Source organism: Bacillus sp. N5-665, assembly GCF_022637375.2.
GTDB classification, from domain to species: domain Bacteria; phylum Bacillota; class Bacilli; order Bacillales; family Bacillaceae_G; genus Bacillus_A; species Bacillus_A wiedmannii.
In genome coordinates, this window is record NZ_CP093324.1 from 329,814 (window position 1) to 344,766 (window position 14,953).

A 14,953-nucleotide genomic window follows, 5' to 3' on the forward strand; every position below is an offset into this window, starting at 1 on the left:
CCCACCTACTCACTTCGCGTTCCTTGAGGAATGAGTCTTCTTGGCTAAAATGATAAATAGCTTCCTCCATGATTTTTAACCGTACTTAAATTGTTTACACCAATAAATTCAACTCCGCCTATTTGAAATTCAACTTTTACTACTTTTAATGAAGTTAATGGTGGTGCAGGTGCTGCAGATACATCTGTCGCTAAACCAACTGTTGCTCCAACTACTAATGATGAAACCCCTAGGATCATTCTTTTTAGCATTCAATCATCCCCTTTATATTAAATACAAATTGATTCTATCATACTAATTTCATACATTCCCTTCCCTGTGAAAGAGTTAACAAAAAGAACCCATTTATATATGAAATTGTGCATATTCATTGCATTTTTACTATTTACACTTACCATTAATCCTACTACAGCATAATTGGTTCTCTACCTTGATTGACTTACTACATTTGGACTCATTTCAAGCTGGCTTTTATAAGAGTTAATAAATGGTGCATAGTTCGGTGATTTAGCAAATAAACAATAGAGTTGCAAATGCAACTCTATTGTTTATTTGGCCTTTTCTCTAGCATTATAAGTAAGATCCACCACTTGCATCGATTAACTCACCAGTTATCCAACGGCTGTCTGATGAAGAAAGAAAACCTACAATATCAGCTATATCATTAGGTTCTCCCCACCTATTAAAAGTCGATAAACCTGCAGCATATTTTTGGCCATCTTTATTCCTCAATGTCTCAGCGTTCATTTCTGTATTAATTATACCCGGGAGAATTGCATTTACTGTAATACCACGAGCACCAAGTTGTTGTGCTAAAGTATGAGTGAGTGTATTAATTGCCCCCTTAGATATACTGTAGGCAAAAACACTTGGGGTGGCTACTCGTGTAACAAATGATGAAATATTGATAATCCTTCCTCCATCTTTTAAACGTGGCAAAGCCTTTTGAATAATGAAAAATGGAGCCTTCACATTAATATTCATAACCTCATCAAAAGACTCCTCTGTAGATTCCTCTAACGTTAAAATCTGCCCAATTCCAGCATTGTTTACAAGAATATCAAATGTAGTATTACCTATATGTTTTTGAAGAGATTGATCCATCATTAAATACAAGTTATTAATGCCGTTAAAAGTACTTAAATCTGCACTGATTGCAAATGCGGCACCGCCATCTTGTTTAATTTTATCCACTATACTTTCTGCTTCTTCTTTTCTTTTACTATAGTGAACTACAACTAACGCACCAGCCTGTGCCAAATGTAAGGCAATACTTCGTCCTATTCCCCTACTAGCCCCTGTTACTAATGCAACTTTCCCCTTCAATTTATTCATCTCATCATCCCCTTGTTTAAAATTCTACTTAGTTATATCACAGGATACTCTTTGAAATGTTGCTCACTAATTTGATATCCATAAAACAAAGAGGCCGGCTCATAATTATAAGAGTCGACCTTTTCACTTCACATATAAATTGGCTATTCCTATGGATATAAAATAAAGTCACATACATATAGATATTTTTAAATTTATATATACAAAAAACTTTTAAATTGTTCTATTTCGATGTTATACTATTATTAACCAAGAAGTCTCCAATTGATTATATCTACTCACTACATTTTCTTTAATAGTCTTTTTATATTTATTAAGACTACTTTCATTAATTACATACACCTAATTAGAGAGGTTTTGTGCATTTCTTCTGTGGACTGATACCATTGTTACCCTACTCATTTCTTCTTCAAACAAGTTTCTCAAAAATAAAAATGGTACTTATGGGATTTTTATAACGATTACAATAATTTAATTTCTTGTATTTTCCACCTATGAACTTACTTAATGACCGCATTTTACAGAATACAAAGACCCAACCCTCGTTTTACAATGTATACTCCTGAGTAGCTTTTTACTAAAAGAATAAATTCCAACAATTTTCCATTTAGAATTTAATTTATCACTGACTAGGTAAAGATAATTTCTCTATAATTTCTCTCCATTCAAACTCATAAGCCTCTGGACTTCTTATAACACAAATTGGAATGTTTATACCATTCATATTTTTAATATTAAAAGTAAATCTTATAACGTTTAATGGAAACAATTTATTATCGATATTTTTCATTAATTCTTGTATAGAAAAATCCGGAAACTCAATCGTAATATACTCTAAGTTTGGAGTATATTCTTCTTTTGTTATCTTTGCATATCCATACTTACTATCATACACATTAATAATTGAATTTAAAAATGAAATAACTTCTCCTTGTTCCTTTTTCTTAGAATCTATATCATATAAGTAATAGACTTGGTTATCTATATAAACCTTTGCAAAATACTTCTGTTCTAATAAATTTTCTCCAGTAAAATAAAAATTCGAGTTATTTTTTAAATCACTTATTAATTCCTTACATTTAGGAATCTGATGAAGCCAAGAACTACTTATTACAATACTCTCATCGATTATTTGTGCAGTAATATTCATACAGCGTAATTTATTTAATGCCAAGATACGATGTATTCCATCTAAGACAAGATATTTGTTTGATTCAGTTCTCATAATAATTGGTAGATTATTCAAGGCTTTTTGAGCATCAATGTTACTTTTAATTTTAATTAATTGTTCTTCGTTATATTCTTCAAAAAAAATTAATTGTTCATATGGAATAAATTTGATTTCATAAATCATAATTTTAGCACCTCTCTTAATTTCCTACACTTTAATGTTTTATTATCAACGATAAGAATCCTAATTTTAGTGGATTCAATATTAAAGTGAAACTTCTACACAACTATTAATTAAATAAAGGAACTGTAATTAAACGTATTACAGTTCCTTTTGATAAAAAGTACTTAATATAAACTTAACACTTTTCCTAATCCCTCTTGTTTCGCTTTCTCATAAATGGCATGAGCACATGCAATATCCTCAATAGCCATTCCCATAGGGTTTAATATAATAATTTCTTCATCGGTCACTCTTCCTGATTTTTTACCAGTTATAATATCGCCAAGTTCTGCATGAAGCATTTCTTTTGAAAATTTCCCTTCTACTACGAGCTGATTAATTACCTTCTTTTCTCTATTTGCTTGATCCCAATCGTCTACAATCACCTTATCAGCCTTTAAAAAAGCTTCTTTTTCTATATCCATTATAGAGATATTACTGACGAAAGTTCCTTTTTGAATCCAATCTGCTTCAATATATGGAGTGTCTGCTACCGTACATGTTACAAGCACCTCAGCTTGTTCTACCGCATTTTTTGCTGATTCTTTTACATGAAAATCGACATGACTAAAACGTTCTTTCATTTCTTGAGCAAAAGCTTTCGCTTTTGCATGATCCAGATCAAATAAATTAATTTGTCTAATATGATTAAACTGTTCTAGTAAAGAATTTATGTGCATTTTAGAAATTAATCCGCAACCGATAATTGAAACATTTTGAAATCCTTTTTTGGCTAAATATTTTGTTGCAACTACAGTGACAGCTGCTGTTCTCATAGAACTAATTACACTACCTTCTAAAATGGCAATTGGAAAATTTGTTTCTGGATCATTTAAAATAATTAAAGCACTAGCTCTTTCCATATTCTTCTTAGTTGGATTATCAAACTTACTTCCGATCCATTTAATTCCTGAAATAGAAGGTTCGCCAAGATAAGCTGGCATAGCAATAATTCTATCTGCGATATGCTCTCCATCTTTATTCGTTTTTAAATACGGCTTTAAAGGTTGACTAAAGTTTCTTTCTGAATGTAAGGTTAGTGCTTGTGTAATAGCATGAACGTAAATGTTTGCTTTATAACCACCTAAATCTATAATATCCTGTTTACTAAGATAAACTAATTCTGGTTTTGTTTCTAATAACATAATTAACACTCCCTTAAAATAATATCTATTTTATTTAAACTAAAATGCAATCATTAATCGATTGTGGTAATTCAATACCATGTTCATCTAACCATTCATCTGAAAATATAGTATTATAATATCGATCACCTCTATCTGGTAATATCGCTAATACTTTTTTAGACTTTGGTAGTTTATCTATTAATCTTAGAGCTGCACATACAACTGCTCCGGAAGATCCACCAACTAATATCCCTTCTTTTGATACAAGCTCTCTTGTTATAAAAAAGGCATCTGCATCATTAACGTAACTTAGATCATCATAAAGATTTCGATTCACATTTCCAGGAACAATTGCATTTCCTATCCCCAAAAGCCTTCTTACCCCCGGCTGTCCTCCGAATATAACTGATCCTACAGCATCAACAGCCATAACTTTTACAGATGTGTTTAATCTTTTCATGCCTTTTGCAACACCTGTAATTAATCCAGCAGTACCTACAGGACATACAATCCAATCTAAAGTATCATTAAAATCATCGTAAATTTCTTGAACTAAAGTTTTTACATAAGCCTCCGGATTTTCAGGATTATTATATTGATTAGGCCAATAAGCTCCATCAATTGAATTCGCTAAATCTTGTGCTGTTATAAGTCGAGTTTTCAAATAGTTTCCGTGCTCGTCTGATACATCAACCATATGAATTTGGGCACCATATGATTTAATAAGATTCAGATTCACTTTACTTATTTTAGGGTCAACTACACAAATCATTTTATACCCTTTCATCTTTGCTACTAAGGCTAAACCAATTGCAAGATTCCCCGATGAGGATTCAACAATTGTTCCTCCTGGCTTTAACTGTCCACTATTTTCAGCATATTCAATTACTCGCTTTGCTACCCTATCTTTTGAACTTCCTCCAGGATTAAATCCTTCTAATTTCACATAAAGTTGAGCACTCTCAGGTGGGACCAGCTTATTAATTTTTACAATAGGTGTTTCTCCTATTAATGAAAGAACGTCATCATGAATCATGTTTTTGCCCCTTTTCACATTAATCAACTCATTTAATTTTTATAAAAAACCAATATCCATACTCCAATCATTTATCAATTTAAATTTCACATAATAAGACTGGATCGGTATACAACCGAATTGATTTTTCCCATAATTCCAATAATTCCATCCAATCCTCCTCTACAAAATCTTCTCGGATTAGAAAACTTAATGGAATGTTTAGGTTCAAAATACGCCCACAATTTAATTTAAACTTAGTTACCCCTGCAGGGAGTAGTAAATTTGATTCTACTAATTGTTTAATTTGATACAACTCTAGCAAAGTATAGCTAAATACTATGCCGCCTAAAGGAATTAATTCGTCATTTGTTATTCTAGTGAACGGATATTTATTAGTATAAGCATTAACAATTTCTTTCCAAACTTTAATTTTCATTTCCATATCTATTTCTAATTCTGGATTAATATTAAGATCGTACTTTATTCCATTAATAAATACTGTTGCAATTGAATTTTCACTTTTAATATTTTTACTCAAGAAAATATTAGAATTACCTTTTAATACCTCTAATACTCCCTCACTATCTGCTATATGATGTGACCATGCTCCAATTGATAAATAATCTGCTTTAACGACTTGAACAACCATTCTTTTACAATTCAATTGCTTCAAGGATAACGTCCGGTGTGCTCCATCAAGGATTAGATATTTATCTTTGGCTAATTGTAAAGCGATTGGCGGATTCTTTAAAACCTGTTCATTTTTAATTTTATTACTTAGCTTCTTTAACCTTTCAAGTTCATACTCTTCATGTAAATATATTTGCTCGGTTGAAATTACTTTTAAGTCATCTAGCATACCATTTCCTCCTGGAAACTATTTTCATCATTTAAGATAAAGTTTTATATAAATCTATTAATTCTTTAAGAAGAATTTCTTGAATACTAAATGTATATCTTTTATTTTCCGAACATTTTAAAGCAACTGAAACAATATAATCAGGGTCTAATAAAAAGGAATTATATAAAAAATCACCTCCTTTAATAATTCCGCTATTTTCTGGTACAGAAATAGATAAAGGAGGTGTGTAAAGTCCTGTACCTCTGGCTTTTAATAAAGCTTCCTTCCTTGTCCAAATTCTAAAAAACATCTCTTTCTTATCTGTAGACTTTATCTGATCTAATACTAAGTTAATTTCTCTTTTACAAAAAACTACATCCATAACATCTAAATAATTTCTATTGGTCTTTTCAACATCTATTCCAATATATTTTTCTTTTGCAATTCCACAAACAATAATCTGACTTGTATGTGATAAATTAAAATACATAGGATTTCGTTGTCTATTGAATTCCCATTTTACATATGGCTTTCCAAAACTATTTTTTTTAAGCAAAATATCATATACTAACAAATTTAATTTTTGTGCAAATAGAGATTTCACCAGCAGTCTTCCAAATAAGAACTCTATTTTTTTATGCTCTACTAAGTAACTATTAAATTCTACCTGCTCTTCTTCATCTAAAACATTCAAACAACAAGTAAAATGTGATATTTTAATATTTTCAGGTATTTTTAGATAAAAAACGGATACTCTTTCTTCCATTATTCTTCCTCTCAACAATATTTCACTTATCATCCATTTGTATAAAAATAAATTTATTTGATAACATGATGAAATTCATTTAATAATTTTCTAATAATTCCTTAGAAATTAAATATAGCAACTCATTTTCTACGTCTTTTAAATAGAAATGATTCCCTGGTAACATCTGAACTTTAAAAGCTTTACTAGTGTGTTTCTCCCACTGTTTTAGGTGCTCTAAACGAACTCTATTATCTTCTGTTCCACCATACGCCACAATAGGACAATTTAATTTATTTCTTTCTTTATATACATACTTTTCACACACTTCAAAGTCTGCACGTATAGTAGGTATAATTAATTCCATTAGCTCTTGATTACGTAATATTTCGTCAGATGTTCCTCCCATTTCTTTTAACTTCTCAATAAAAATAGGTACAGATAAATCATGCATATTATTTGTTATTGGTGATAGATGCGGTGCCCTAAAACTCGAAATAATTAACTTCTCTGGAGATGTTGAAAACTTTTCTTTTAGATACCATGACATTTCATAACTTAATAATGCCCCCATACTATGTCCAAAAAATACATATGGTCTATCTAATAAAGGAAGAATCTCTACTGCTAATTCACATATAATAGATTGGATATTATTGAATGGTTTCTCCATAATTCTATTTTCTCTACCTGGTAGTTGAACAGCAATTACTTCAATCTGTTCAGGTAATTCAGTTGACCATTTTTTAAAATTACTAGCACTTCCTCCTGCATAATGAAAACAGAATAACCTCATACTAGCTGGAAAAGAATTCATCTTATTGAATTTTTTGAAATATAGAGATGGTGAATAAATATTATTCATATGAAACACACCTTTAAAAATTTAATTAAAATTAGAACTAGGATTTTGTAATTTTTTTACTTATCCCTTTTAAGAATACATCAATATGATGTGCAATATCTTCAGCATGCGGAGACTGAATCATACTATAATGATTTGCATTTAGCTCTATAACATTTAATTGTTTTTCTACATATTTTCCCCAAAACAAGGTGTCATCTTCTACATGATTATTTTCTTTATCTGGATGATTTGCAGTAAAAAGTAATATATCTTGATTCAATTTTGCGGGCTTATAATTACGATAGGCATTAAGATTTGTTTGAAATACCTGAATCATCTTTTTTAGATCTTCAACTTGTATATCTTGCTTAAACTTTGAATGATTCTTTAAATAATTTATTACATAGCGAATACGTTCATCTTGCATACTTAAATTTTTATATCCTAATATTAATTCTTCGGAAACCTCTAGGTTATATTGCTTCATTAAATCATTCATAAATACGGCTAAATCATCCCATTCTGATGTAACATTATATATCTCTGGTGCCCATGTATCTAGTAATATAATGGCTTCAACCTTTATTCCTTTCTCAACTAATTGTCTTGCCATTTCAAAAGCTACACCCCCGCCAAAAGACCATCCACCAATAATATAAGGCCCTTCTTCCTGAACATTCTGCATTTCCTTAATATAAAAATTAGCCATTTCTTTTATATTTGTTAATATAGTTTCTCCACCCTCTAATCCTAGCGACTGAAAAGCGTAAAACGGACGCTTAACACCTAAATATTTAGCTAATTCAAAATAACTTATAATATGTCCACCAATAGGATGAACAAAGAAAATAGGTCTCTTCTCCCCCTTTGGTTGAAGAGGTACTATTGAATTATTAACTTTATAAATATTATTTCTATCTATTTGTTTTGCTAATGCAGCAATTGTTCCACTTCGGAAGATTACAGTTAATGGAATTTTCACATTGAATTTCTTTTTAATTTTTGACATTAATTGAACTGCCAATAAGGAGTGCCCACCAATTTCAAAAAAATTGTCATATAAGGAGATTCCGGAATACCCCAGTAACTCTTCCCAGATTTCAACTAATTTTTTTTCAACATCTGTTTTTGGTTCACTATATTCCGGTCGTTTAATTAAAGACATATCTGGAGCAGGCAATGCCTCCTTGTCTACTTTCCCATTAATTGTTAACGGTATTTTTTCTAATAACACAAAAGCACTCGGTACCATATAATCAGGCAACTGCTTTGACATGTAATTGCTAAGTTTCTCAACCTCATCAGCTGTAAGATCTTCTCCAATAATGTACCCCACTAGTTTTTTGTCACCTGGAATGTCTTCTCGAACTAAAACAATACCCTCACGTATTTTAGAATATTGATTAAGTATAGTTTCAATCTCTCCTAATTCAATTCTAAATCCCCTCAATTTAACTTGTTGATCTATGCGGTCAATATACTCAAGATTTCCATTTGATAAATAACGTACCATATCTCCAGTTTTATACAATTTCTGTTTTTCATTACTATTAAATGGAGAATTAATAAATCTTTCCGCAGTTAATTCCGGTCGTTTATAATACCCTCTTGCTAATCCCTCTCCTCCAATATATAGTTCTCCATGAACACCAATAGGTACAGGTTGTAAAGAGGTATCTAATACATACATTTCAGTATTAAAAATAGGCTTTCCTATAGGTATGGATTTACTATAATCCTCTCCTGTTTTTACTATATAATTAGTACATCCAACCACTGCTTCAGTCGGTCCATATTCATTTATTATTACCGTATTTGGAGCATGCTTTACCCAAAAATCAACATGTTTTGCGAGTAGAGGCTCTCCTCCTACTACAAAAGTATCTGTACAAAAAGCAGCATCTTCTTCAGAAACTTGATGAGATAATAACTCTAAATGTGCTGGTGTTAGCTTTATAACACTATATTTTCTTTTCCGAACCCATCTTCCTAATTCTTCTAAGTCTAATCGCTCAGGAAATAAAACTACTGTTTCTCCTATACATAATGGAGAAAACATTCCCGTAATTGTTAAGTCAAAAGATATTGATGACAGAACTAATGAACCTTGTCCACCATTCCCTTTATAATAATTTTGAGTGCACCAATTTAAATAATTTGTTAATCCTCTATGTGGAACCATGACTCCTTTTGGTTTTCCAGTAGATCCTGAAGTATAAATTACATAAGCTAGATTATAAACTTGAACTTCCCCTATTAAATCCGAAGTCCTCATTTTTTCAATTTCATTCCAGTCCGTATCTAAACAAATAACCTTCACTTTATCTTTAAGGATTTTATTAGATAAGCCCTGTTGGGAAAGAACAATTGGTACCATAGAATCTTCTAACATATAATGAATTCTGGCTGATGGAGCATTTAGATCAATTGGTACATATGCTCCACCTGCCTTTAAAACCCCAAAAATTCCTATAATTAGATCTAAAGAACGTTCCATGGAAATACCTACCATAACTTCTGGACCTACCCCTTGACCTTTTAAATAATGAGCTAACTGATTAGCTTTTGTATTTAATTCATCATAAGTTAATGAAGCATCCCCGTATTGTACCGCTATATTGTTCGGTACTTTTTTGACCTGTTCTTCAAATAGTTCAGGTAGAGTGGTTTCTATCTGTAAATTCTTTATTACATTATGTTCCCTTTTAATCATTTGATTTAATTCTTCTTTGTTTATTAATGATAATTGGTTTAATTTTATGTTAGGATTTTCAATTACCTGTTCTAATATAGACAGATAATGTTTTGAAATACGTTGAATGGTACTTTTTCTAAATAGACCAGTATTGTAGTTAAAAGTTCCAGATACCTTATCTTCCTCCTCAATCATAGATAAGGTCAAATCAAACTTTGCAACATTAATATTTAATTTCTCAGGCTTAACTTTTACACCTGACATTTCAATTATATTTTGTGTTTGTTTCTCTAAAGCAAAAACAGTTTGAAAAAGTACAGAGCTATTACTCTGACGTTCTGATACAATTTCTGCAACAATATTTTCAAATGGGATATCTTGATTTGAATATGCTCCTAGGCATGTTTGTTTTACTTCTTGTAGTAGTTCCCTAAAACACATTTCTTTTCTCACTCTAGTACGCAATGCTAACGTATTTACAAAAAAACCTATTAATGGTTCAATTTCCAAATGATTTCGATTTGCAATTGGTGTACCTACAATAATATCTTCTTGTTTACTATATTTATATAACAAAGTATTATACGCCGCTAATAACAGCATATACAATGTACCACCCTCCTGTTGGGATAAGGTTCTTAATTTCTCTACTAACCCTTTAGGAATTGTGATATATTCTTCGTCTCCATTATATGTTGCTTTATTAGGTCTTGAAAAATCCCTTGGTAAATCAAGAACAGGTAGATTGCCACTCAATTGTTTTTTCCAATAATTCAATTGTTCTTGTTGCTTGGAACCTTGCAACCATCCCTTTTGCCAAATAGAAAAATCAGTATATTGCATTGTTAATGGTAATAAAGGGGAGTTATTTCCTTTAATAAATGCATTATAAACATTCGAAATTTCTTGGATTAAAATCCCAACAGACCATCCATCTCCGACAATATGATGCATATTTAGCAACATCCAATATTCTTTCTCTTCTACTTGCCAAATATTTGCACGTACAAGGGGACCTATCTCAAGATTGAAGGGTTTTTTTGAAACCTTTTTTATCTGTTCATCAGAAATTTTTTGTCTTTCCTCTTTAGAGTACGCCTGAAGATCGACATATTTAACTTGTATTGATAAATTTGGATTTACAATTTGGATTGGCTGCTCGTCCATTAATAAAAAAGTAGTGCGTAAAATTTCATGTCTTTGTATAATTTCATTTAAACTTTTTTCAAAAACATTAATATCAAAGTCTCCTTCTATCTTCAGAAGAAACGGCATATTATACGTTGAAGAACCGGGTTCTAATTGATCAAAAAACCAAAGTCTTTGCTGAGCAAAAGATAGAACAGGAAGGTCACTTTCCCTTCTCTTTTTCATAATATTTTTAGGGTTATTCCGTTTTAATCGGTCCATTAAAAATTTTTTCTTCTCTGGGGATAATGATTCTAATTTTGCAAACAAATCTTCCTTTCCTTCCATAAACGCACCTCCATTATTTAAAAGTGTATTTCGTAATATACAACTCTTCTGAAATTAATAAATTATCTACTCTTGATGATTAATTAATATTGATAATACTTTATCTGACATCATTTCATCTGTATCTTCTAAATCTTTTAGTAAATCTATCAACTCTTTATCTTGCTCCAACTCTAGTTCTTGCTTCACAAACAAAACAAATTCTTCTAAGGTAGTAACTTCAAATATCAGCTTTAATGGTAATTCTATTTTCAATTTGTTTCTTACTAGCGAAATAAATTTTGTTGCTAGTAAAGATTCTCCACCACTTTTAAAGAAATTATCTTTCATGCTAACCTTCTTATATCCCAATACTTCGCCCCAAATCATTGCAATTTCTTTCTCCAAATCAGTTATTGGTTCTGCAAATTTCTGATCATCCCCACTAAATATTGGTTTTGGTAACCGTCTTCTATCAATTTTCCCATTTGGAGTTAATGGAAGTTCTTCTAATACTACAAACTTTGCTGGTATCATATAATCTGGTACATGTTTTTTCATATAATCATAAAGAAAATCCCATTGCATCTCATGTCTATATTTTGGTACAATATATGCTATTAATTTTTTATTCTCATTTTCCTCATAAACATTAACAACTACACTTGAAATTGCATCGTGATTGCTTAAAATACTTTCAATTTCTCCTAATTCAATTCTAAATCCCCTCAATTTAACTTGTTGATCTATGCGGTCAATATACTCAAGATTTCCATTTGATAAATAACGCACTATATCTCCAGTTTTATACAATTTCTGTTTTTCATTACTATTGAATGGAGAATTAATAAATCTTTCCGCAGTTAATTCCGGTCGTTTATAATACCCTCTTGCTAATCCCTCTCCTCCAATATATAGTTCTCCATGAACACCAATAGGTACGGGTTGTAAAGAGGTATCTAATACATACATTTCAGTATTAAAAATAGGCTTTCCTATAGGTATGGATTTACTATAATCCTCTCCTGTTTTTACTATATAATTAGTACATCCAACCACTGCTTCAGTCGGTCCATATTCATTTATTATTACCGTATTTGGAGCATGCTTTACCCAAAAATCAACATGTTTTGCGAGTAGAGGCTCTCCTCCTACTACAAAAGTATCTGTACAAAAAGCAGCATCTTCTTCAGAAACTTGATGAGATAATAACTCTAAATGTGCTGGTGTTAGCTTTATAACACTATATTTTCTTTTCCGAACCCATCTTCCCAATTCTTCTAAGTCTAATCGCTCAGGAAATAAAACTACTGTTTCTCCTATACATAATGGAGAAAACATTCCCGTAATTGTTAAGTCAAAAGATATTGATGACAGAACTAATGAACCTTGTCCACCATTCCCTTTATAATAATTTTGAGTGCACCAATTTAAATAATTTGTTAATCCTCTATGTGGGACCATGACCCCTTTTGGCTTTCCGGTAGAACCAGAAGTATAAATCATATACGCTAAATCATCTAAATCTACAAAATGGTCAAGATTTATAGTATCTTCCTTATTAAACTCTTGATTTCCATCCATTTGCACTACATTATCAACTCTAAATTCAGTAAACTTAGACATAAAACTTTTCTGAGTAAGTAATATATCAAGTTGAGATTCTTCTAATATGTAAGACAGCCTTTCCATTGGATAAGAAGGATCTAACGGGATATAAGCTCCCCCAGCTTTAAGTATTCCCAATATTGAAATCATCAACTCCGAACAACGCTCTAAGCAAATTCCAACATATTTTCCCGACCTGACCCCATTTCTCCGCAAGTAATGCGCAACTTGATTTGCTCTATTATTTAATTCACGATAAGTTAATGAATCATTTTTACAAATTAAAGCTATAGCATCAGGGGTTTTTGTTACTTGTAATTCAAATTTTTCTTGTATACACATACTCCTTAAATTTTCTTTATTATTATTCCACTCATTTAAAATTTTTCTTTTTTCTTCATCATCTAATAATGAAATTTCACTTAATTGAACATTCGGATTTTCTATAATAGCTTTTAATATAGTTACGAAATGTTTCGCCATCTGTTGTATACTGCTTTTCATAAATAAATCTGTACTATAGTTAAACGTGCAAATAAGTCCATCATCATGTTCATTAATTATTAAACTTAAATCGAATTTTGCTGTATCGGTTTCGAATCTTTCAAAATCCATTTTTACATTCGCAAGATTAAGAGATTTCTTAATGTTCTGCTCTAACGAAAACATCGTTTGAAACAAAACTGAATGATTTGCTGTTCGTTCTGAATTTAATTCACCCACAATTGCTTCAAAAGGTATATCTTGATTTGAATATGCTCCTAAGCATATTTCTTTTACTTTATTAATTAGTTCACGAAAAGCTACATCTCTTTTTGAATTAATTCTTAAAGCTAATGTATTTACAAAAAATCCAATCAGAGGCTCTATCTCTCTATGATTCCTATTTGCAATTGGTGATCCTATGATAATATCTTCCTGGTTTGTATACTTTAGAAGAAGGGTATAATATGCTGCAAGCAAAGTCATATATAATGTACAACCTTCACTTTTACCTAATTCTTTTAATCTCTGCACAGTTTCATATGAAATATTAATAAGTTCATTACTACCCTTGTATGATAATTTACTTGGTCTCGAAAAATCTGTGGGTAAATCTAGTACTGGTAAGACACCTTTAAGTTGTTTCTTCCAATAGTCTAATTGTGTTTGAAATTTAGAACCTGTTAACCAATTCTTTTGCCAAATTGAGAAATCTGCATATTGTATCTTTAAAGGTGATAAATTAGCAACATCCGCTTTCAAAAAATTATTATATAAAATAGATAGTTCCTCAATTAATATAGCCATTGACCAACCATCCCCAATAATATGATGCATATTTACTAAAACCCAAAATTCATCTTCTGTTATCTGCCAAATACTTGTATGTAGTAATGGACCCGTTTCCAAATTAAAAGGTTCGATTGCTTTCCTTTTCATTTGTGACGAACATATATCTTCAGCAGTATCCTTGGAATAGGAACACAAATTATGAACTTCAAAATCTATTCGCATAAATGGATGTATTTTTTGACGTAAATCTCCATCTAACGATAAAAATGTAGTACGAAGAATTTCATGCCTGCATATAATTTCATTTAAACAACGTTTAAAGACACTAATATTAAAGTCTCCCTTTATTTTTACTAAAAACGGCATATTGTATGTAGAAGACCCAGGCTCTAATTGTTCAAGAAACCACATTCTTTGTTGTGCAAATGATAAAATTGTAGGTTCATTAGTTTTTCGAGAAGGAATTATACTTGATTCATTTTTATTCAATTGTTTCTCTAAAAATATTCTTTGTTCAGGAGATAATTTAGCTAACCTAGCCATAAGCTTTTCTTTACTCATTTTTTCTGATCCTCCTAATATCATAAATTGGTGGTGGGAATAGACTTTTAATA

Annotated in this window: 9 protein-coding genes and 1 pseudogene; all 10 read right to left on the minus strand. The window is 30.8% G+C overall.

From position 1 onward, the window contains the following. Positions 1 to 53 precede the first annotated feature (53 nt). Positions 54 to 308 (minus strand): annotated as a pseudogene (locus MNO09_RS01470) (DUF4879 domain-containing protein); the annotation flags it as partial. 262 nt (positions 309 to 570) lie between these two features. Beyond that, positions 571 to 1,335 carry an SDR family oxidoreductase gene (locus MNO09_RS01475; RefSeq protein ID WP_241949896.1) on the minus strand — a complete coding sequence of 255 codons (765 nt, stop codon included), beginning with the start codon at positions 1,333 to 1,335 and terminating at the stop codon, positions 571 to 573. 622 nt (positions 1,336 to 1,957) lie between these two features. Then, positions 1,958 to 2,689, minus strand: a complete 732-nt coding sequence (locus MNO09_RS01480; protein WP_241949897.1) for a hypothetical protein — start codon at positions 2,687 to 2,689, stop codon at positions 1,958 to 1,960. A 164-nt stretch (positions 2,690 to 2,853) separates the two neighbouring features. After that, positions 2,854 to 3,873 carry a 2,3-diaminopropionate biosynthesis protein SbnB gene (gene sbnB, locus MNO09_RS01485; protein WP_070169519.1) on the minus strand — a complete coding sequence of 340 codons (1,020 nt, stop codon included), beginning with the start codon at positions 3,871 to 3,873 and terminating at the stop codon, positions 2,854 to 2,856. 34 nt (positions 3,874 to 3,907) lie between these two features. Then, the gene (gene sbnA, locus MNO09_RS01490) at positions 3,908 to 4,891 is read right to left on the minus strand and encodes a 2,3-diaminopropionate biosynthesis protein SbnA (protein ID WP_098656147.1); all 984 of its coding nucleotides are present in this window, start codon (positions 4,889 to 4,891) and stop codon (positions 3,908 to 3,910) included. Between the two features lie 79 nt (positions 4,892 to 4,970). Further along, a complete protein-coding gene (locus MNO09_RS01495) occupies positions 4,971 to 5,732 on the minus strand; it encodes a ParB N-terminal domain-containing protein (RefSeq protein ID WP_241949898.1) in 762 nt (253 codons plus the stop codon). 31 nt (positions 5,733 to 5,763) lie between these two features. Then, positions 5,764 to 6,480 (minus strand): 4'-phosphopantetheinyl transferase family protein, encoded by a 717-nt coding sequence (locus MNO09_RS01500; protein ID WP_241949899.1) that lies wholly within the window; start codon positions 6,478 to 6,480, stop codon positions 5,764 to 5,766. Between the two features lie 79 nt (positions 6,481 to 6,559). Further along, positions 6,560 to 7,324 (minus strand): thioesterase II family protein, encoded by a 765-nt coding sequence (locus MNO09_RS01505; protein ID WP_098715409.1) that lies wholly within the window; start codon positions 7,322 to 7,324, stop codon positions 6,560 to 6,562. 37 nt (positions 7,325 to 7,361) lie between these two features. Continuing rightward, a complete protein-coding gene (locus MNO09_RS01510; RefSeq protein WP_241949900.1) occupies positions 7,362 to 11,477 on the minus strand; it encodes a non-ribosomal peptide synthetase in 4,116 nt (1,371 codons plus the stop codon). A gap of 66 nt (positions 11,478 to 11,543) precedes the next feature. Then, entirely contained in the window at positions 11,544 to 14,900 is a 3,357-nt protein-coding gene (locus MNO09_RS01515; RefSeq protein ID WP_241949901.1) for a non-ribosomal peptide synthetase, read from the minus strand. Between the last annotated feature and the right edge of the window lie 53 nt (positions 14,901 to 14,953).

Excerpts from the sequence above, each read along its gene's own strand:
- MNO09_RS01475 (WP_241949896.1), bottom strand. The coding sequence starts at position 1,335 with ATGAATAAATTGAAGGGGAAAGTTGCATTAGTAACAGGGGCTAGTAGG.
- sbnB (WP_070169519.1), bottom strand. The coding sequence starts at position 3,873 with ATGTTATTAGAAACAAAACCAGAATTAGTTTATCTTAGTAAACAGGAT.
- MNO09_RS01505 (WP_098715409.1), bottom strand. The coding sequence starts at position 7,324 with ATGAATAATATTTATTCACCATCTCTATATTTCAAAAAATTCAATAAG.
- MNO09_RS01515 (WP_241949901.1), bottom strand. The coding sequence starts at position 14,900 with ATGAGTAAAGAAAAGCTTATGGCTAGGTTAGCTAAATTATCTCCTGAA.
- MNO09_RS01480 (WP_241949897.1), bottom strand. The coding sequence starts at position 2,689 with ATGATTTATGAAATCAAATTTATTCCATATGAACAATTAATTTTTTTT.
- MNO09_RS01495 (WP_241949898.1), bottom strand. The coding sequence starts at position 5,732 with ATGCTAGATGACTTAAAAGTAATTTCAACCGAGCAAATATATTTACAT.
- MNO09_RS01510 (WP_241949900.1), bottom strand. The coding sequence starts at position 11,477 with ATGGAAGGAAAGGAAGATTTGTTTGCAAAATTAGAATCATTATCCCCA.
- MNO09_RS01500 (WP_241949899.1), bottom strand. The coding sequence starts at position 6,480 with ATGGAAGAAAGAGTATCCGTTTTTTATCTAAAAATACCTGAAAATATT.
- sbnA (WP_098656147.1), bottom strand. The coding sequence starts at position 4,891 with ATGATTCATGATGACGTTCTTTCATTAATAGGAGAAACACCTATTGTA.